A 17,044-nucleotide genomic window follows, 5' to 3' on the forward strand; every position below is an offset into this window, starting at 1 on the left:
AACAGATGCGTTTTCTGGCCCGCCTTGCCGCCATGTTCGCCATGATTGCAGCGCTTGCGGCGCCTGCGCTTGCCCAGTCGGGCAGTCCGCTTGTTGTTACCGTCACTGACGGCAATGTCGATCCTTTCCCGATCGCGATTACCGACTTCATCGCGCAGGATACGCAAAGCGCCGAGACGGGCGCGGATATCGCACGAGTGGTGACGAACAATCTGGCCAATTCGGGCCTGTTCGCCCCGGTAGACCAGAATGCCTTTATCGAGGACATCACCAATATCGATCTGCGTCCCCGCTTTGCTGACTGGCGCATCATCAACGCCTCCGCCCTTCTGGTGGGCCGGGTCAGCATTGACGAGCAGGGCCGGCTCCTGGTCGCTTTCCGCCTGTGGGATACGGCTGCCGAGCAGCAGATCCTCGGCATGCAGTTCACATCGGTGCCGGAGAACTGGCGCCGTCTGGCCCACAAGGTGTCTGATGCCGTCTATGAGCGTCTGACCGGGGAGAGCGGGTTTTTTGACACCCGCATTGTCTATGTGTCCGAAGGTGACGGCCCCAATGGCGAGCCCACGCGCCGTCTGGTCATCATGGATCAGGACGGAGCCAACCCGTCCTTCCTGACCGACCGCTCCTACATGGCGTTGCTGCCGAACTATTCGCCGACCAACCAGCAGATCACCTATGTGTCCTTCCGCGACCTGCAGGCGACCAGCTATCTCTACGATCTGCAGACCGGCCGTCAGGAAGCGCTGTTTGACAGCAGCAATGCGGCTATCACGGGCGGCGGCCAGTCGCTCTCGGCGCGTTTCCACCCCAATGGCCGCGAGCTGGTGATGTCGGTGGAGCGGCGCGGCCGCCACGATCTTTACGGGTTCGATTTGCGCACGCGCGCGCTGCGTCAGCTGACCAGCAATCCGTCTGACGACACCGAGCCGACCTATTCGCCCGATGGCCGCCAGATCGCCTTTGCCTCCAACCGTTCCGGCCAGCCGCAGATCTATGTGATGAATGCCGACGGCACGGACCAGCGCCGGATCAGCTTCGGGCCAGGGCGGTACACCAGCCCGGTCTGGTCGCCGCGCGGCGATCTGATTGCCTTCATCAAGCAGCAGGGCTCGATGTTCTCGCTGGGCGTGATGCGCGCTGACGGCACCGGCGAGGAACGAATTCTCTATGACGGGTATTTTGTAGATACGCCCGCCTGGTCCCCGAACGGACGCATGCTGCTGTTTACACGCGGCGATTACTCCGCGACGGGCACGCGCTATTCAGTCTGGAGCGTGGATCTGGGCGGGTTCAACCTGAGGCGCCTGCCGACTCAAGGCGCCGCGTCCGACGCTGCCTGGTCGCCACTTCTGGACTGAAACAGCGACGGAAAATAGTTCGCAAATCCATATCGATTCACCGTCAAATGTGGTGTATGGAGAACTCGGTCGTGCAGGCGTGCTGCACGGACACTATTGAGGGACATTGCTCCAATGAAACTTGCTCCGTTCGCTGCTCTGGCAGCGTGCAGCCTTCTCGTCACCGCCTGCGCCAGCCGCCCGGATGAAACTCCGGTCGTGCAGGACACCAGCACAGGCACCACCACCACCGACACCCGTACCACGGGTCCGGTGCCCGGTTCGATCGCGGACTTTGAACAAAATGCGGGCGACCGTGTTTTCTTCGGCCTCGATCGTTCGGATCTGGATAACGCCTCGCGCGAGACCCTGCGCCGTCAGGCTGCCTGGCTTGCCCAATACCCGGGTACGCGTATCCTGATCGCCGGCAATGCCGACGAGCGCGGTACCCGCGAATACAACCTGGCACTGGGTGCCCGCCGTGCCAACTCGGTACGCGACTTCCTGGTCAGCCAGGGTGTTGATGCGTCGCGCATCTCCACCGTCTCTTACGGCAAAGAACGTCCGACCTGCACCCAGTCGACCGAGTCGTGCTGGGCCCAGAACCGGAACGGCATCACTGTCGTAACGTCTGGCGCGGTGTCCTAGTCAACGGCTTGCCCGTTGCTACTGCGGAGCTTGAAGGCTCGCCAGCATGACCGGCCCGGTCGTGCTGGCGAGCCTTTTGTTTTCTACCGGGGCCTTGAGCGGGCCAGTGACAGGGGGGGCTTATGGGCTGTGCCGCAATTTCGCCCCTTGCATTCGTCACGCTGCCCACTTGACCCTGCGCGGCCAACGCGCGATCCCGGTTATCCGGATTTTTTTGTTGTTCAGAGGTGATGGCATGCGCTGGCTCGTTTCTCTCCTGATTGGTTTCGGTCTCCTTGCCGGGACCGCCCATGCCCAGTCCAGCCGGGCGCTGACGATGCGCATGGATGCCATCGAGGCGCGTCTGAACGAAATGGAGCAACAATCGCTGGCCGGTGATCCGGTAGCGGAGAGCCTGCTTATGCGCGTTGAGGCGCTTGAGCGTGAGCAGCGCAGCCTGACAGGTGAGCTGGAAACGCTCACCTTTGAAAACCGGCGCCTGCGTCAGGAAGTTGACCGTCTCAACACCGCCATGCGGCGTATGCTGGCGGGTGAGGGAGGCGAGCTGGCCGTTACCGAGCCGGGCGATCCGCATGCGGATGCACGTGCCGCCGCCACGCGGCCCCTCAGCCTTCAGGGCAGCAATCTGCCGGCCACACGGGCAGACGCCGACGCCGCACAAGCTTCTTCCGGTGCCGCCGAATCAAGCCGCGAACGAGCCTCCGCCCCGTCTGACCCGGACGAGGCTTTTGCCAGCGCGCGTGCGCGCCTGCTGGACGGTGACTTCGCCGGGGCGCAGGAGCGTTTTGCCGGTTTTGTTGAAGCCCATGGCGGTCACCCGATGACGGGTCAGGCCTGGTACTGGCTTGGCGAAACCCATTTTGCGCAAGGCAATTATCAGGACGCTGCCGATGCCTATATGGCGTCCTTGCGTGCGGACCGCCGCGGTGAACGCGGGCCGGACGCGCTGGTGCGCCTGGGTGCCTCGCTTCATGCGATGGATCAGAGCGGCGCTGCGTGCAACGTACTCGGCTCCTTCGGGCAGGAATATCCCAATGCCAGCGCAGAGGCGCGCCAGCGTGCCGAGCGTGAGCGCAGCCGTGCCGGGTGCCGCTAGACACTGACCTTGCTGCAGGCGCGCGCGCTGTCGCGCGCCTGTGCCCATCCGGGCCTCTGGTGCTCGCGCTCTCCGGCGGTGGCGATTCCCTGGCGCTCGCCTGCCTGATCGCAGATATGGCCCGTCAGGCTGGCCGCGATTTTCATACCTTGACCGTAGACCACCGCTTGCGGCCCGAAAGCGCCAGCGAAGCGGCGCTGACCGCCCGGCGGGCCGAAGCGCTGGGCGCGACAGCCCATATTCTGATCTGGGACGCGCCGGCACCGGGGCAGGCGGCGGCCCGGCGCGCGCGCCATGGCCTGCTGGCCGATGCCGCGCGGGGTCTGGGCGCGAACCGGCTGTTCCTTGCCCACACGGCGGACGACGTTATCGAAACACTGCTGATGCGCCTGTCGCGCAAGGAGGCAGCCTGGCGCGCTCTTGCCGCTATGGGTGAGCTGAGCGCCAGTCCGGCCTGGCCCGAAGGGCGAGGTGTCAGCCTTGCCCGCCCGCTGGTGCGGATGGCGCGCGAAGATTTGCGCCAATGGCTGAGCGCACGGGGACAGGCATGGGTGGAGGATCCCTCCAACACCAACCGCGCCTTTGAGCGTGTGCGTGTGCGGTCCGCCGCGCCGCCGCCTGCAAGTCCGGCGGGCAGGCGCCTGCTTGCGCTCAATGAGGCGGCGCTGCGCACAGATGCCCGCCTGAGGCAGCTGGCGCATCTGCGGGTCAGGGCGGGCGCTGACATCCTCCCATGGGGCGCTGTGCGGTTGAATGCGGCGAAGTTTGCCGGGGGATCGCGAGAGGTGGGCTTGCGGGCGTGCGAGGCGCTGATGCTGGCTGTCAGCGGCGAACGCGCCCTGCCGGGGCCGGACAGTGTTTCCGCCCTGCTGGATGCCCTGCTGGCAGGCATCCCGTTGAATGCTGGCGGGGTCATGTTGACGCGTGAGGGCGTGATGGGGCGCGATCCCGGCGCCGCCGCAGGCCGGGCGGACGGCCATGGCGGTGCTGCCGCGCTGCATTTGGCACCGGGCGATTGCGGCGTGTTTGATAGCCGGATGCTGGTATGCGCCGGATCAGTGCCTCTGACCGTGCAGCCCTTGCGGATGCAGAATCGGCCAGTCCCCGATGTGCCTGCCCGCTTGCGGCCATCTCTGACGGTTATCAGCGGTGGTGGCCAAAGCGTGATTGCCGGACTGGACACACCGCCCGGTGAGGGGGCAGCTGGCGCGTTGATTGCAGACCGGCTGGACGCGTTGCTGGGTGTGTCCGCATACGGCACGGCAGGTCAAAACACTGTATGATGTGCGGCAGCTGGACGCGCAGGGCTGGCGAAATCGTGTGCGCCGTCCAATATTGATGTTGACGTCCCACGCTGGCTGCTGCCGCGTGTCTGGCCGGGACTGACAGGACTTGAGGCGGGCGCATGGGCCCGGCGGAAGGATAAGTAAATGAATTTGCGTAATATTCTGGTCTGGGCAATCCTGCTGGTTCTGCTGGCTGCCTTGTTCAACATCCTTCAGGGTCCGCGCCCGGCCGCGCAGACCAACGAGATGACCTACACGCAATTCATGGACAATGTGGAGGCGGGCCGCGTCCGCGAGGTGACGATTGAAGGCCAGTCAGTCACCGGCGAGCTGAGCGGCGGTCAGGCTTTCCGTACCGAAGTGCCGGCCGATGCGCGCGTCACCGATGCGCTGCGAGCCAATAATGTCCAGATCACCGCGCGTGCGCCGGCCGATGGCGGCATGAATTTGTTCGGAATCCTGCTGAGCTGGTTCCCGATGCTGCTGCTGATCGGGGTGTGGATTTTCTTCATGCGCCAGATGCAGGGCGGGGGCAAAGGCGCGATGGGCTTTGGCAAGTCCAAAGCCAAGCTGCTGACCGAGAAAACCGGCCGGGTCACGTTTGATGATGTGGCGGGCATTGACGAGGCCAAGGAAGAACTTTCCGAGATCGTGGAGTTCCTCAAAGACCCCTCCAAATTCCAGCGCCTTGGCGGCAAGATCCCTAAAGGCGCGTTGCTGATCGGCCCTCCGGGTACAGGCAAGACGCTGACCGCGCGCGCCGTCGCCGGTGAGGCGGGCGTGCCCTTCTTCACGATTTCCGGTTCGGACTTTGTCGAGATGTTCGTCGGCGTCGGTGCGAGCCGCGTGCGTGACATGTTCGAGCAGGCCAAGAAGAACGCCCCCTGCATCATCTTCATCGACGAGATCGATGCGGTGGGCCGTTCGCGCGGCGCCGGCCTTGGTGGCGGCAATGATGAGCGCGAGCAGACGCTGAACCAGCTTCTGGTCGAGATGGACGGGTTTGAGGCCAATGAGGGCATCATCCTCATCGCGGCGACCAACCGCCCTGACGTGCTCGATCCTGCCCTGCTGCGCCCGGGTCGGTTTGACCGTCAGGTCGTGGTGCCGAACCCGGACATCACGGGCCGCGAGAAAATCCTCAAAGTCCATATGCGCAACGTGCCGCTGGCCGCTGATGTCGATCCCAAGGTGATCGCACGCGGCACGCCGGGCTTCTCTGGTGCTGACCTTGCCAATCTCGTCAACGAGGCGGCCCTGCTGGCCGCGCGCCGCAACCGCCGCCTCGTCTCCATGGCCGAGTTTGAAGAGGCCAAGGACAAGGTGATGATGGGCCCCGAGCGCCGCTCCATGGTCATGGGCGAGAAGGAAAAGACGCTGACCGCCTATCACGAGGCCGGTCACGCCATCGTGGCGATGAAAGTGCCGGCGGCTGATCCGGTCCACAAGGCGACGATCATTCCGCGCGGGCGGGCTCTGGGCATGGTCATGCAGCTGCCCGAGGGCGACAAGCTGTCCATGACGCATCAGGAAATGACCAGCCGGCTGGCCATCATGATGGGCGGGCGCGTTGCCGAGGAGCTTAAGTTCGGCAAGGAGAACGTGACCTCCGGTGCCGCCAGCGACATCCAGCAGGCGACACGCCTTGCCCGCGCCATGGTCACCCAGTGGGGCTTTTCCGAAGAGCTTGGACCCATCGACTACGCCGACAATCAGGGCGATGTCTTCCTCGGCCAGCAACTGGTCCAGCAATCGCGTACGGTCTCTGCCGAAACGGCGGCCAAGATCGAGCGTGAGGTGAAAGGCCTTGTCGAGGGCGGCCTTGTTGAGGCGCGCCGCATCCTGACGGACTACAACAAGGACTGGGAAGCCATCGCCCAGGGCCTGCTGGAGTACGAGACCCTCTCTGGCGAAGAGATCACCGACCTGCTCAATGGCAAGCCGCCCGTGCGCAACACCGATGTTCCTGCCAAGGGTGAGGGGCCGTTCACGCCCGATAGCGCCGTGCCTGTCATCGACGATGAAGACGAGGACGACGTGGCGGCCCCGGGCGGAATCGAACCGAAGCCCGGTCCGGCCTGAGGCTCTTGAACGCGGACTGGATAAGTGACGAAGGCGAGGGAGCGATCCTTCGCCTTCGTGTTATACCCAAGGCCTCAATGGATGCGGTCGAAGGCGTGGAAACCGGCGCTGACGGGCTGGCTCATCTGAAGGTCCGCGTGCGCGCCGTGCCGGACAAGGGCGCGGCCAACACGGCCGTTCTTAAATTGCTGGCGAAGAGTCTGAGCCTGCCGAAATCGGCGCTGGAACTGGTGTCGGGGCAGACCTCGCGGGCGAAGGTGGTGCGTATTGCCGGCCTTCCCAGCGGCGAGGTCCGCAAGAGACTAGGTGTCGTGCCCTGAGGGCCGGATCCGTGCGGCTTGGCGTTCACAAATCCGTTTGCCAGCCTTTCGCGTATAACGGCCACAACACCCTTTCATAGCCGGGAATGACCCATGCCCGATCTGTCCTTGCCCTGGATGCTGGCCGCCACTGCCTCTGCAATCGGCGCCCTGATGGGATTGATGAGCCTTGCCGTGCCGCGCTGGGGCGCGAACGTAGTGCGTCTGGCCCCGGCACCCGATCTGAAGGGAGGCTGGGCGGAGTTCCGCTCCAGCTATGGCGGCGCGCTGGTACTGGCCCATGGCGCGGTATTGCTCACCTTGATGATGAGCGCTCAGGCTGGTTCTGGCGCGGTCATGGGGGCCAGTTTCGCTGTCGGGCTTTACTGGCTGGGCATGGCGATGGGCCGGGCCATCTCGATGGCTGCCGACGCCGATCACGGCACGCGCACGCGCTACAACGCAGCCGCTATCGGGTTTGAAACGCTGATGGGGCTGGCGCTGTGCGCCCCCTTCATCGCCCATCTGGGCGGGTAGGGCTCAGGCGCTCTGATTGACGGCTATGGCGCCGATCTGGTTTGCCCGCGCTGATTGCGGGCCGTAGCCGGCATTTTGCGACTTCTGGCGGACGGCCTCATCGGCGATGGACTTGACCAGGCCTTCGGTGATGTCTTTGAGCGCCTCGACCACGAAGCCATTTCGCTGCACGGCAGCCTCCAGCTTCTCCACGTTTGACCGCAAGGAAGCCTTCAGAGCCGGTTCCAGTCCCGCCAGACGCTCCGGATCGCCAGCGGCCAGCTGGGTTTCGCGCCGGTAGATATTGGCCAGCTGCATCTTCTCGTCCTGAAGGTCGAAGGCCTTGTGGGGCTGGCGCGCCTCGAAATGCGCGGTCTCGGTTTCAAACAGCTCGGTCAGCCGGGCCGTCAGGCGGATCAGCGCCGCAGCGCGTTCGGCGGGGGTGTTCGCGGCCAGTTCGCTCATTACCGGGCTCCTGCTTCCTGAAGGCGCAGAATTTCGCGGGTAAGGTCATCGGCGAGGCCAATGCCCCCTGCGCGCGCCATCACCTTCGCATATTCCTCGTTGAGCATGCCCCGGAAGGCGCTCTCGCCCGCACCGCCGCCAAACATTTCGCTCTGTGTGCTCTCGCCCATCATCTGTTCCACGAGCTGGGCAAGGAAGACCGCCTCGAACTCTTCGGCGACGCGGCGGGCCAGTTCGGCATTGCTGATGCCGCCGGTGCCGGGCAGAGAGGGTTCGCGCGTCTGGAACGCGCCCTGAACCTGGCTGGCGAGAAGATTGTCCATTACAGCACCTCGATCTCGGCCTGCAGCGCGCCTGCCGCCTTGATGGTCTGAAGGATGGTGATCATGTCGCGCGGGGAGACGCCCAGCGCGTTGAGCCCGTCGACCAGCTCACGCAACGACACCGTTCCGTTAAGTACGCCGAGCTGCATGGAGTCTTCCTCGGCGGTGACCTGCGTCCGCGGCAGCACAACCGTCTCGCCCTCGGAGAAGGCGCCGGGCTGGCTGGCAATCGGGGTCTCGCTTACCGTGATGGTGAGATTGCCCTGCGCGATGGCTACGGTGGACACGCGTACATTCTCGCCCATCACGATGGTGCCGGTGCTTTCGTCAATCACCACGCGGGCGCGCATGTCGGCGGCAACGCGAAGCTGCTCCACATCGGCGACAAGGCTGACCATATCACCGGCAAAGCTGGCGGGCCGGCTGACCACGACCGTGGCCGGATCGCTGGCATGGGCGGTGCCGGTGCCGATATAGGCGTTGATGGCATCGGCCATGCGGCGCGCGGTGGTGAAGTCCGGATTGCGTAAGGCGAGCCGGATCTCGTCGCGGCTGGCCAGGTCAAAGCGCAGCTCGCGTTCGATGATCGCGCCGTTGGAGATGCGGCCATTGGTCGGCACACCGCGCGTGATGCTGGCGCCTGCGCCCTGAGCGGCAAAGCCGCCGACCGCGATGGAGCCCTGCGCCACGGCGTAGACCTGCCCGTCGGCGCCCATGAGCGGTGTAGCAATGAGAACGCCGCCTTGCAGGCTGCTGGCATCGCCCATGGCCGATACGGTGACATCCATGCGTGAGCCTTGCGTGGCAAACGGCGGCAGATGCGCTGTCACCAGCACGGCAGCCACATTGCCGGTGCGCAAATCGGCATCGCGGATATTGACGTTGAAGCGCTCCATGAGCGAGTTCAGCGACTGGCGGGTAAAGGCGGAATTGCGCAGCGTGTCGCCAGAGCCGTCGAGACCGACCACAAGCCCGTATCCGACCAGCTGGTTGTCACGCACGCCCTCGATATCGGCGATGTCCTTGATACGCGGATTGGCGTGCGCCGGCGCAAGCAGCGCCAGACAGAGGGCAGTGGCAATCAAAATCCGGGTCAGCATGGCGCGCGGTTCTCCGCCTTGGGTGTGTTTCGCGTATTAACCATGCGAATTCCGTGCCAAGATGGCGTCAGCTAACGCATTGATATATTTTCGTTTGACGGGAAGCGCTTGGCGGCAGAACACGCGCATGGCGGACGCTGCCGGGAAGATTTTGCCGGGCGCGCGAAGCGGTTTAAGGGACTGTTAAGCAAGCTTAAGCAATTTGGCTCAGATGTTCCTGTCGAAGAGGCATGACCGATGAAGATCAGCGGTCCGGGCAGCACCCAGGGGCCGAGCGCTCCCAAACGCACCAGCCGCACGCAGAGCGGTTCGGGAAGCTTTGCGCCTGCCTCACCGGCGTCTGCGCCGGCATCGTCCAGTGTTGCGGGAACGGGGCCGGTTGCGTCGGTCGGATCGGTCGAGGCGCTGCTGGCGCTGCAAGGCGATCATGACGAGGCTGGAGCGCGCCAGCGGGCAACCGAACGCGCCTTCACCCTGCTTGATGTGCTCGATGATCTGAAAATCGCTCTGCTGGAAGGCGGCGTTCCGCGTTCCAGACTGGTCCGCCTGATGGACGTGCTCAAGGCACGGCGCGAATCCGTAACGGACCCGCGTCTGGAAGCCATGCTGGACGAAGTTGAGACGCGCGCGGCGGTCGAACTGGCCAAATATGACGCTTGAATGACGAAGGCGTGGCCGTCTAGTCCTTGAAAGTCTTCATCTAATCGTATTGGCACCAAACTTGCGGTGTAACGGTCATGCGCCGTTGACTTGATGAGTTGCGCCGATATTCTCCGCCGCGCTCATGGGCAGGGGCGTGAGCGTCATGGAGGCGGGCGTATGAGCGCATTTGAATCCAAGATTGAGCTGCCTGAGGGGTATCGTCCCAGCGAGGACGAGGACTTCATGAACCCGCGGCAGAAAGAGTATTTCCGCCGCAAGCTGATGGCATGGAAAGACGAGATTCTGCGGGAGAGCAAAACGACGCTCTACGCCCTGCAGGAAGATATCGGCGCCCTGCCGGATCTGGCTGACCGTGCTTCGACCGAAACCGACCGTTCGCTGGAGCTTCGCGCCCGCGACCGTCAGCGTAAGCTGATCTCGAAGATCGAGTCTGCGCTGCGCCGGATCGAGGAAGATACCTACGGGTATTGCGATGAGACGGGTGAGCCTATTTCGCTGGCCCGTCTGGATGCACGCCCGGTGGCAACGCTGAGCCTGGAAGCCCAGGAACGCCATGAACGCTCCGAGCGGGTCCACCGCGACGACTGACCGTTATTCGATCCCGCGCGCGAAGCGTTCCGCATCGTCCCAGTTGCCAAACGCGCGTGCCTGAAAACCCGCCTTGAAGAGCGTTTTCGTCATATAGGCGGCGTGCATCATGTTTGATGCGTGGTACACGTAGCTGAAGCGCACATGGGCGGGCATGTGCCGGACGAACAGATCCCCGACCCTGATGAACTCTTCCAGCTTATGTTCCAGCTGGCACTGGCTGTAATCGAGTATGACGGCATCGCGGTTCTCGCGCACGACGCGCTCTGCCAGGCGCTGCGCGTTGACGAGGCTGTCTTTCAAGCGGTGGGTGCCGATCAGCCGGGCGCAGAAGACATTTGCGCCTTCCAGCTCGAAACGTTCGATACTGAGGTCGGATGCGTCAGGCGCTTCGGGCATGAACATTCAGGCCTGCGCGGCGGGCATCGGCGGCCAGCTGGGCCATCGCGATCTGCTGGCGTGCCCAGGCAATGGCAGGCCGGTGGGTGGCGAAGGGCTCGGTAATGATCCCCTTGCGGGCCAGTGTGCGCATCAGTGTGACAACGAAGCCTGCATGTTGGCGGGCAAGCACATAGGCAACCGGAAAGCCGGCTGGCAGGCGGCTCGCGACCCGTCCGGCCAGGGTGCCGATCTGGAAGGTGTCGTGGGTATAGACCATGCGCCGGTAATCGAAGATCACCGCATTGATGCCGCCCTTGGCCACACGGTCGAGCAGCATGCCGCCCCGGTCACGGCTGAGGTCCGGGCGGTTGACGCCGAAAACGCGCACATACATGAGCCCTTCAGGCTCCAGAATGCGCGTAATATATGAGAAACGCCCGGTCATTCAGCCCCCCTTCGAGCTTGCGCCCGAATATCATCCTAGGGGCCGAATGATGAGCAAAGCGTTAGCGCGCAATCGTTAGAACGGCCACAGGAGGTTGTATATTTCCTGGCCGACTGGCGGGCGCTGCATCTCGGAAATATGCCCGCGGCCACCATAGGAAATGCGCGCCTCGGCGATCTTGGAGTGGTCGATCGTGTTGTCCGATGCGATGTCCTGCGGGCGTACGATGCCGGAGATCAGAAGCTCACGCACCTCGTTATTGATCCGCACTTCCTGGCGGCCGTGCACGATCATGTTCCCGTTCCACAACACGTCCACCACGATGGCGGCGGCGGTAAGGCGGATGGTCTCGGAACGGTTGACCGAGCCGCTGCCGCGCGTGGAGCTGTTGGACCCCATGCGGACAAGGTTTTCCGGGTCAATGGCGTCGTTAAAGAACCCATCGAGGGCCGCTTCGCCGCCAAAAAAGTTGGGAATGCCTGCGCGTTCAGACGTGACCCGTGAGCGGTTGGTCTGATTGTTCAGCTGGGCGCGGTCGGCAATGTTGATGTTGACGGTGAGAATGTCGCCCACACGTGCCGCACGCGGATCGCCGAAGAAGGTGGATGAGTTGGACCGCCAGAGCGAGTTCAGATTGCCAGTATCGTTCTGGCGGGCGGCGATGGCGGCCTGCAGGGCTTCCAGCTGGCGTTGACCCGATGCGCCGTTCTGTTCGGTGATGCCGACCCCGCGAATGGCCGCATCGGCAGAGATGGGCGACAGGGGTGGCGGCTGGCCGATATAGCTGGCGCGGTCGCGTACGGCGCAGGCGCTCATGGCTGTAAGGGCGAGCGCGCAGACGCCGAGGCGGGCAAGGCGCGTCAGGTGGGTGCTGGGCATGATCGTCGTCTCCTGACGGCTAGAAGATATTGCTGGTGGCGCCGGTCACGCGCGCGCGGCCCGGTCCCTCGACCACACCTTCGACGGTGCGGTTGGACTGAAGGTTCACAAAGCGGACCGTCTGGCCGAGCGCCGCGTTTTCAAGGGCGCGGGCACGTGCGGTCAGGGTCAGCGGACCGGACTGGAAAACCAGTGCCACGGTTTCGCCGCGCGTGATGGCAGCCGGCTCGCGCAGATCATAGCCACGCAGCGCTTCACCGGCGCGCAGGGCGCGGCGCGCTTCCTGACCGATAAGGGCGCGTTCGCTGGTGATGGCGTCGGGGCGGATGCGGTCAGAGCGCATGCGCACCCACTCGATGTCGCCCGCTTCAATGACTTCGCCGCGCGCCACCGGGCGGCCCAGAACCGGCACATCCATGACCGGGTCAGCGCGGCCGGTAATGGTCACGGCATCGCCGCCATCATGGGTGCGGATCTCCGCGCGGAACGGTCCGGTGCGGCCATCCAGCTCCAGCCGGACGATTTCCGGTGAGCCGGAGGCGTCCACGGGCGCGTGGATCGACAGCATGCGGTTGGAAAGCGTGACTTCGTGGCTGCGGCCGGTTTCGCGGTACATGTGCGCGGCGATCATGTCGGCGATCTCGCCCGCTGACAGGCTTTGCGAAGCGCGTTCAACCGCCACGCGTTCCATGCCTGTGGCGTTTGCCCACTCCAGTCCGTTGCGGCTGGCCTGACGGCTGACCCAGGCAGGGTCAAGGAAGGTGCGTGAACCGGGCTGCGGCGCGCGGGCAAGCGTCACCGAAGCGGCGTCGCCTTCTACCCCTTCAAACAGGTCGCCGAGCGTCACGGTCGCGCCCTGGACCACCACGCGTTCGCGCAGAAGCACGCTTTGCTGTGCGGCGGCGAAGGCGGTTCCGGCGATGGCAAGAAGCGTGGCAGTGGCTATGACGCGCAGCATGATAATTACCCCTATCAGCGCAGGTTTGCAGAAGCAGCGAGCATTTCGTCGGCAGCGCTGATGACACGGGCATTCATCTCATAGGCCCGCTGGGCGCGGATCAGCGCGGTGATCTCGGTGACGGCATCCACGTTGGAGGTTTCCACAAAGCCTTGCCGGATAATGCCGAAGCCCGGCTGGCCCGGCACGCCGACATTGGCCGCGCCCGACGCTGCGGTTTCCAGGTAGAGGTTGTCGCCTGCCGCCTCGAGACCCGCCTCGTTGGCAAAGGTGATGAGTTCGAGCTGGCCGAGGATCTGCGCCTCGGCGTCGCCATCAAGCTGCACCTGCACCTGTCCTTGCTGGTTCACTTCCACGCGGCGCGCCTCTTCGGGGATCGCGATGCCCGGCATGACGAGATAGCCGTCAGAGGTGACCAGCTGGCCCTCCGGGCTGCGCGAGAAGCTGCCGGCGCGGGTATAGGCCTCGCCGCCATTGGGCAGTTCGATGCGGAAATAGCCCCGGCCTGAAATGGCAAGGTCCAGTTCATTGCCGGTCTGGGAAAGGCTGCCCTGCTCGGTGATGCGGTAGACCGAGCCCGCCTGCACGCCCAGACCGATCTGCAGGCCGGTCGGCACGATGGTGCCGGCGTCCGAGCTGGCGGCGCCAACCTGACCCAGATTCTGATAGAGCAGATCCTGAAACTCCGCGCGCTGACGCTTGAACGCGGTCGTGTTCATGTTGGCGAGGTTGTGGGCAATCACCTCGACATTGAGCTGCTGGGCTTCCATTCCCGTGGCGGCGGTAGACAGTGCGCGCATCAGTTGGGTTTCCTTATCATGAATTCACTAGCCCGGCCGGCCAAGACGCTCGATCGCCTTGCGGCTGAGTTCGTCGGCCTGCTGGAGCATGCGGGTAACGGAGGAATAGGCGCGCGACACTTCCATCATGGAGGTGATCTCCATGATGGGGCGCACGTTGGAGCTCTCGACAAATCCCTGGCGGATCACGGGTTCGAGCGCGAGTTCGCGCGGCGCATCGTCAGGGGCGGTATAGAGATTGTCGCCTATCTTGGAGAGGACGCCCTGATTTTCGAAGCGGGTAACGGCGATGCGTCCGGCGGCAAGGCCGTTCTGGCTGACCTCGCCATTGGCCAGGATGGTGACGGGCCCGGCGTCCGGGTCGATAGTTATCGGCGCACCGTCCTCGCCCAGTACAGGGGCGCCATTGGCCGATGTGAGCGTGCCGGCTGCGTCCATGGAAAAGCGGCCGTCGCGCGTGAAGCGCTCGCCTTGCGGGGTATCAATCGTGAAAAAGCCCTCGCCAGTGATGGCCACGTCCAGAGGACGCCCGGTCTGCTCCAGAGTGCCCTGGCTGAAATCGCGGCCCATACCCCACTCGGCGACATAGTTAAGGCGGGCAGGGCCGTCTTCTGCGCGCGCACGGGTATAGGGGTCGGCCTCGACCAGAAGCTGCTCGGCCTTGAAGCCCGCAGTGGAGACGTTCGCGATATTGTTGGCAGTGATGTCCATGGCCCGGCGCAGCACCTGCTGCTGGCTCAGGCCTATCATCATCATGTTGTCCATCGCGCCCTCCTCGCCCTTTCTGGCCGTGTGCCGCGTGCGGCCGGACTTTTGCCAGCCACGCCGCCCAGCCATCGCAAGGGGCGTGCCATGGTTAATACCCATTAATTACAATAGCTTGAGTTTCCGGCCTTTGCTTCCGGCCCGTTCCGCCCGGCAGGCAATGCAGCTTGACGCGGAAAAAACTGCCTATCGGGAAACTTTCCCAACGGATCGTTAACCGGGACGCCCCCTAATCCTTGCTGAAGCGTGAATCAGTGCGATCTGGCGGGATCATCATGGCCGAAGAAAACGACGAAAACGAAGACGGCGCCGACGGCGAAAATGCCGAGGGCGAAGGCAAGTCCAAGCCTGATATCAAGAAGCTGGCGCTGTTTATCGGCCTGCCGGCCATCATTCTCGTGCTCGCGCTGGTAGCGGGCGGGCTGTTCCTTTTTGGCGGGGGCGGGGAAGATGAGGCTGCGATGGCCGAAGCCGAGGCTGCCGAGCAGGCATTGGCCGAGGCGGGGCCGGAAATCCTGAGCTTCGAGATCGGGCAGCCGCTGGTGGTGCAGATTTCCGGTTCGGGCAATGTGCGTCCGATCCTCACGCTCAAGGTGAGTTTCGAGTTTACCGATCCGGCCGTGGAGCCCGCGCTGGAGGCGGGTATGCAGCGTATTCTGGACCAGTATCAGGGCTTCCTGCGCGAGCTGACGCCTGATGATCTGGCCGGGTCTGCAGGCCAGCACCGCCTGCGTCTGGAATTGCTGCGCCGGACCAATCTGGCGATCGCGCCCGCCCAGGTGGACCGGGTGCTCCTGACCGAAATCCTTATCAGCCAGTCGTGATGATGGTGCCCTTTGCGCGAGACAATGACCGGATTGCCCCATGAGTGATGTAGATCAGGATGCCTTGGCCGCCGAATGGGAAGCCGCCGCCAGTGCGGAACAGCCCGACTTTGACGGTGCCGGTTCGGATGCGCTTGCGTCTGAATGGGAAGCCATGGTGGGCGCCGATGGCGAAACCTTCCTGCCCCAGCAAGGCGCGCAAGGCCCTGAGCGTATCCTCAACCAGGACGAGATCGACAGCCTTCTGGGCTTCTCGGTGTCGGACGAGGACGGGGCCGAGCGCTCGGGCATCCGCGCTATCATCAATTCCGCGCTCGTCTCCTATGAGCGCCTGCCCATGCTGGAGATTGTCTTTGACCGCCTTGTGCGGCTGATGACGACATCCTTGCGTAATTTCACCTCCGACAATGTGGAGGTGAGCCTTGATAACATCTCCTCCATCCGCTTTGGCGACTATCTCAACTCCATCCCGCTGCCCGCCATCCTGTCGGTGTTTCGCGCGCAGCAACTGGACAATTACGGCCTGCTGACGGTCGATTCCAATCTCATCTACTCGGTGGTGGACGTGCTGCTGGGCGGGCGGCGCGGCACCAGTGCCATGCGTATCGAGGGGCGTCCCTACACCACGATCGAGCGTACGCTGGTCCAGCGCATGATCGAAGTGGTGCTGGCTGATGCCAAACAGGCGTTTGCGCCACTGACAGATGTGGACTTCACCCTGGACCGGGTGGAGACCAATCCACGCTTTGCCGCTATCGCCCGGCCTGCCAATGCGGCCATTCTCGTCAAGCTGCGCATTGATATGGAGGACCGGGGAGGGCGAATCGAGCTTCTTCTGCCCTATGCGACGCTTGAGCCCATCCGCAAAATGCTCCTCCAGCAATTCATGGGGGAGAAGTTCGGACGGGACAATATCTGGGAAAGCCACCTCGCAACCGAGTTGTGGTCGACGCAGATGGAGGTTCACGCCGTCGTTGATGAATTGCAGCGGCCACTGGGCGAGATCATGAAACTTCAGGTCGGCGATACGATCATGCTCGATGCCGGGCCAGATAGCGCCGTTGAGCTGCGCTGCGGCACCATTCCGCTGACGCGCGGGCGCATGGGCAGACTGAACCATAATGTGGCCGTCCGGCTCGATGCACCGCTCACCCCCGCCGCACGGCGCACGCTGACGAGGTTCTCATGAGTATGGCGGCCTTCCTGTTTGAAGCCCTGATCGGTGTCCTTCTGGTGGGCGCGGCGGTGATGTGCTGGCGCGTCGACCGGCGGCTGAAAGCCCTGCGCGACGGGCAGGACGGGTTGAAAGAGACTGTATCCGCCCTCAATGACGCGGTGGACCGCGCGCGTGCCGGCCTCGCCGCGCTGGACCGGGCCTCGAAGGAGACAGGCGAGGTGCTGGAGCAGCGCACGCACGAAGCGCGCGCGCTGGCCGATGAGCTGCGCCTTCTGACCAGTGCGGGCGAGACGCGCCTTGACCGTTTCGACCGTGCGCGCCGCCCGCAGGCGGCCAGTGAGCTGCCCCGTGAACGCGAGAGTGCGCAGCACCCGCGTGAGCGCGAACACCTCAAGACGCTGCGCTAGAA

At 64.1% G+C, this 17,044-nt stretch carries 22 protein-coding genes; 12 read left to right on the forward strand and 10 right to left on the reverse strand.

What is annotated here, in order from left to right; genetic code table 11:
- The first annotated feature begins 5 nt into the window (after positions 1 to 5).
- The 3 genes from tolB (at position 6) to ACTIGC_RS04395 (ending at position 3,084) form a co-directional block, all read left to right on the forward strand.
- Positions 6 to 1,361 (forward strand): Tol-Pal system beta propeller repeat protein TolB, encoded by a 1,356-nt coding sequence (gene tolB / locus ACTIGC_RS04385; RefSeq protein ID WP_439633245.1) that lies wholly within the window; start codon positions 6 to 8, stop codon positions 1,359 to 1,361.
- Between the two features lie 114 nt (positions 1,362 to 1,475).
- Positions 1,476 to 1,988: a peptidoglycan-associated lipoprotein Pal gene (pal, locus tag ACTIGC_RS04390; protein WP_439633246.1), complete on the forward strand. Its 513-nt coding sequence runs from the start codon at positions 1,476 to 1,478 to the stop codon at positions 1,986 to 1,988.
- Positions 1,989 to 2,223: 235 nt separating this feature from the next.
- Complete coding sequence (locus ACTIGC_RS04395; protein WP_439633247.1) at positions 2,224 to 3,084, forward strand: tetratricopeptide repeat protein; 861 nt, start codon at positions 2,224 to 2,226, stop codon at positions 3,082 to 3,084.
- On the opposite strand, the gene ACTIGC_RS04400 is transcribed toward ACTIGC_RS04395, so the two are convergent.
- Entirely contained in the window at positions 3,081 to 3,230 is a 150-nt protein-coding gene (locus ACTIGC_RS04400; RefSeq protein ID WP_439633350.1) for a hypothetical protein, read from the reverse strand. The two genes, ACTIGC_RS04395 and ACTIGC_RS04400, sit on opposite strands and share 4 nt — an antisense overlap.
- On the opposite strand from ACTIGC_RS04400, the gene tilS reads away from it, so the two are divergent.
- The 4 genes from tilS to ACTIGC_RS04420 all read left to right on the forward strand — a co-directional run bounded on the left by tilS (position 3,201) and on the right by ACTIGC_RS04420 (position 7,288).
- Positions 3,201 to 4,367: a tRNA lysidine(34) synthetase TilS gene (tilS, locus tag ACTIGC_RS04405; RefSeq protein WP_439633348.1), complete on the forward strand. Its 1,167-nt coding sequence runs from the start codon at positions 3,201 to 3,203 to the stop codon at positions 4,365 to 4,367. The genes ACTIGC_RS04400 and tilS overlap by 30 nt on opposite strands.
- 147 nt (positions 4,368 to 4,514) lie before the next feature.
- Entirely contained in the window at positions 4,515 to 6,452 is a 1,938-nt protein-coding gene (gene ftsH / locus ACTIGC_RS04410) for an ATP-dependent zinc metalloprotease FtsH (RefSeq protein WP_439633248.1), read from the forward strand.
- Between the two features lie 20 nt (positions 6,453 to 6,472).
- Entirely contained in the window at positions 6,473 to 6,772 is a 300-nt protein-coding gene (locus tag ACTIGC_RS04415; RefSeq protein ID WP_439633349.1) for a DUF167 family protein, read from the forward strand.
- 93 nt (positions 6,773 to 6,865) lie between these two features.
- Positions 6,866 to 7,288 (forward strand): hypothetical protein, encoded by a 423-nt coding sequence (locus tag ACTIGC_RS04420; RefSeq protein WP_439633249.1) that lies wholly within the window; start codon positions 6,866 to 6,868, stop codon positions 7,286 to 7,288.
- A gap of 3 nt (positions 7,289 to 7,291) precedes the next feature.
- On the opposite strand, the gene ACTIGC_RS04425 is transcribed toward ACTIGC_RS04420, so the two are convergent.
- Genes ACTIGC_RS04425 through ACTIGC_RS04435 form a run of 3 tightly spaced genes read right to left on the reverse strand, consistent with a single transcriptional unit; the run spans position 7,292 to position 9,155 of the window.
- On the reverse strand, positions 7,292 to 7,732 hold the full coding sequence (locus ACTIGC_RS04425; RefSeq protein WP_439633250.1) for a flagellar basal-body protein FlbY: 441 nt from the start codon (positions 7,730 to 7,732) through the stop codon (positions 7,292 to 7,294).
- Positions 7,732 to 8,055: a rod-binding protein gene (locus ACTIGC_RS04430; RefSeq protein WP_439633251.1), complete on the reverse strand. Its 324-nt coding sequence runs from the start codon at positions 8,053 to 8,055 to the stop codon at positions 7,732 to 7,734. Before ACTIGC_RS04430 ends, ACTIGC_RS04425 begins: the two co-directional genes overlap by 1 nt.
- Entirely contained in the window at positions 8,055 to 9,155 is a 1,101-nt protein-coding gene (locus tag ACTIGC_RS04435) for a flagellar basal body P-ring protein FlgI (protein ID WP_439633252.1), read from the reverse strand. The genes ACTIGC_RS04430 and ACTIGC_RS04435 overlap by 1 nt, the downstream gene beginning before the upstream one ends.
- Before the next feature lie 237 nt (positions 9,156 to 9,392).
- On the opposite strand from ACTIGC_RS04435, the gene ACTIGC_RS04440 reads away from it, so the two are divergent.
- Both ACTIGC_RS04440 and dksA read left to right on the forward strand, forming a co-directional pair.
- Complete coding sequence (locus ACTIGC_RS04440) at positions 9,393 to 9,815, forward strand: flagellar assembly protein FliX (protein WP_439633253.1); 423 nt, start codon at positions 9,393 to 9,395, stop codon at positions 9,813 to 9,815.
- 159 nt (positions 9,816 to 9,974) lie between these two features.
- Positions 9,975 to 10,406 carry an RNA polymerase-binding protein DksA gene (gene dksA, locus ACTIGC_RS04445; protein ID WP_439633254.1) on the forward strand — a complete coding sequence of 144 codons (432 nt, stop codon included), beginning with the start codon at positions 9,975 to 9,977 and terminating at the stop codon, positions 10,404 to 10,406.
- Between the two features lie 3 nt (positions 10,407 to 10,409).
- Here dksA and ACTIGC_RS04450 read toward each other — a convergent pair whose 3' ends face one another.
- The 6 genes from ACTIGC_RS04450 to flgF form a co-directional block, all read right to left on the reverse strand.
- Complete coding sequence (locus ACTIGC_RS04450; RefSeq protein ID WP_439633255.1) at positions 10,410 to 10,805, reverse strand: hypothetical protein; 396 nt, start codon at positions 10,803 to 10,805, stop codon at positions 10,410 to 10,412.
- Complete coding sequence (locus ACTIGC_RS04455; protein WP_439633256.1) at positions 10,789 to 11,232, reverse strand: hypothetical protein; 444 nt, start codon at positions 11,230 to 11,232, stop codon at positions 10,789 to 10,791. Before ACTIGC_RS04455 ends, ACTIGC_RS04450 begins: the two co-directional genes overlap by 17 nt.
- A 75-nt stretch (positions 11,233 to 11,307) precedes the next feature.
- The gene (flgH, locus tag ACTIGC_RS04460; RefSeq protein ID WP_439633257.1) at positions 11,308 to 12,111 is read right to left on the reverse strand and encodes a flagellar basal body L-ring protein FlgH; all 804 of its coding nucleotides are present in this window, start codon (positions 12,109 to 12,111) and stop codon (positions 11,308 to 11,310) included.
- 19 nt (positions 12,112 to 12,130) lie between these two features.
- Positions 12,131 to 13,069: a flagellar basal body P-ring formation chaperone FlgA gene (gene flgA / locus ACTIGC_RS04465; protein ID WP_439633258.1), complete on the reverse strand. Its 939-nt coding sequence runs from the start codon at positions 13,067 to 13,069 to the stop codon at positions 12,131 to 12,133.
- 14 nt (positions 13,070 to 13,083) lie between these two features.
- Positions 13,084 to 13,869, reverse strand: a complete 786-nt coding sequence (gene flgG, locus ACTIGC_RS04470; RefSeq protein WP_439633259.1) for a flagellar basal-body rod protein FlgG — start codon at positions 13,867 to 13,869, stop codon at positions 13,084 to 13,086.
- Positions 13,870 to 13,896: 27 nt separating this feature from the next.
- Positions 13,897 to 14,706, reverse strand: a complete 810-nt coding sequence (gene flgF / locus ACTIGC_RS04475; RefSeq protein WP_439633260.1) for a flagellar basal-body rod protein FlgF — start codon at positions 14,704 to 14,706, stop codon at positions 13,897 to 13,899.
- 203 nt (positions 14,707 to 14,909) lie between these two features.
- Between flgF and ACTIGC_RS04480 the strand changes: the two genes are divergently transcribed.
- From ACTIGC_RS04480 to ACTIGC_RS04490, 3 genes are read left to right on the forward strand one after another with little or no spacing between them, the layout of a single operon-like run.
- Positions 14,910 to 15,458: a flagellar basal body-associated FliL family protein gene (locus ACTIGC_RS04480; RefSeq protein WP_439633261.1), complete on the forward strand. Its 549-nt coding sequence runs from the start codon at positions 14,910 to 14,912 to the stop codon at positions 15,456 to 15,458.
- A 40-nt stretch (positions 15,459 to 15,498) separates the two neighbouring features.
- Positions 15,499 to 16,647, forward strand: coding sequence for a flagellar motor switch protein FliM (fliM, locus tag ACTIGC_RS04485; protein WP_439633262.1), 1,149 nt, complete (start codon positions 15,499 to 15,501; stop codon positions 16,645 to 16,647).
- Positions 16,644 to 17,042, forward strand: coding sequence for a DUF6468 domain-containing protein (locus ACTIGC_RS04490; protein ID WP_439633263.1), 399 nt, complete (start codon positions 16,644 to 16,646; stop codon positions 17,040 to 17,042). Before fliM ends, ACTIGC_RS04490 begins: the two co-directional genes overlap by 4 nt.
- Positions 17,043 to 17,044: the final 2 nt, after the last annotated feature.

It is taken from the genome of Glycocaulis sp., from assembly GCF_051859565.1.
Taxonomy (GTDB): Bacteria; Pseudomonadota; Alphaproteobacteria; order Caulobacterales; family Maricaulaceae; genus Glycocaulis.

Bases quoted from the DNA above. Each gene is read 5' to 3' on its own strand.
- ACTIGC_RS04425 (WP_439633250.1), bottom strand. From the start codon at position 7,732: ATGAGCGAACTGGCCGCGAACACCCCCGCCGAACGCGCTGCGGCGCTG.
- ftsH (WP_439633248.1), top strand. From the start codon at position 4,515: ATGAATTTGCGTAATATTCTGGTCTGGGCAATCCTGCTGGTTCTGCTG.
- flgG (WP_439633259.1), bottom strand. From the start codon at position 13,869: ATGCGCGCACTGTCTACCGCCGCCACGGGAATGGAAGCCCAGCAGCTC.
- ACTIGC_RS04420 (WP_439633249.1), top strand. From the start codon at position 6,866: ATGCCCGATCTGTCCTTGCCCTGGATGCTGGCCGCCACTGCCTCTGCA.
- flgA (WP_439633258.1), bottom strand. From the start codon at position 13,069: ATGCTGCGCGTCATAGCCACTGCCACGCTTCTTGCCATCGCCGGAACC.
- ACTIGC_RS04480 (WP_439633261.1), top strand. From the start codon at position 14,910: ATGGCCGAAGAAAACGACGAAAACGAAGACGGCGCCGACGGCGAAAAT.
- ACTIGC_RS04430 (WP_439633251.1), bottom strand. From the start codon at position 8,055: ATGGACAATCTTCTCGCCAGCCAGGTTCAGGGCGCGTTCCAGACGCGC.
- tolB (WP_439633245.1), top strand. From the start codon at position 6: ATGCGTTTTCTGGCCCGCCTTGCCGCCATGTTCGCCATGATTGCAGCG.
- fliM (WP_439633262.1), top strand. From the start codon at position 15,499: ATGAGTGATGTAGATCAGGATGCCTTGGCCGCCGAATGGGAAGCCGCC.
- ACTIGC_RS04455 (WP_439633256.1), bottom strand. From the start codon at position 11,232: ATGACCGGGCGTTTCTCATATATTACGCGCATTCTGGAGCCTGAAGGG.
- ACTIGC_RS04400 (WP_439633350.1), bottom strand. From the start codon at position 3,230: ATGAAAATCGCGGCCAGCCTGACGGGCCATATCTGCGATCAGGCAGGC.
- tilS (WP_439633348.1), top strand. From the start codon at position 3,201: ATGGCCCGTCAGGCTGGCCGCGATTTTCATACCTTGACCGTAGACCAC.
- pal (WP_439633246.1), top strand. From the start codon at position 1,476: ATGAAACTTGCTCCGTTCGCTGCTCTGGCAGCGTGCAGCCTTCTCGTC.
- ACTIGC_RS04435 (WP_439633252.1), bottom strand. From the start codon at position 9,155: ATGCTGACCCGGATTTTGATTGCCACTGCCCTCTGTCTGGCGCTGCTT.
- flgF (WP_439633260.1), bottom strand. From the start codon at position 14,706: ATGGCTGGGCGGCGTGGCTGGCAAAAGTCCGGCCGCACGCGGCACACG.
- flgH (WP_439633257.1), bottom strand. From the start codon at position 12,111: ATGCCCAGCACCCACCTGACGCGCCTTGCCCGCCTCGGCGTCTGCGCG.
- ACTIGC_RS04490 (WP_439633263.1), top strand. From the start codon at position 16,644: ATGAGTATGGCGGCCTTCCTGTTTGAAGCCCTGATCGGTGTCCTTCTG.
- ACTIGC_RS04450 (WP_439633255.1), bottom strand. From the start codon at position 10,805: ATGCCCGAAGCGCCTGACGCATCCGACCTCAGTATCGAACGTTTCGAG.
- dksA (WP_439633254.1), top strand. From the start codon at position 9,975: ATGAGCGCATTTGAATCCAAGATTGAGCTGCCTGAGGGGTATCGTCCC.
- ACTIGC_RS04395 (WP_439633247.1), top strand. From the start codon at position 2,224: ATGCGCTGGCTCGTTTCTCTCCTGATTGGTTTCGGTCTCCTTGCCGGG.
- ACTIGC_RS04440 (WP_439633253.1), top strand. From the start codon at position 9,393: ATGAAGATCAGCGGTCCGGGCAGCACCCAGGGGCCGAGCGCTCCCAAA.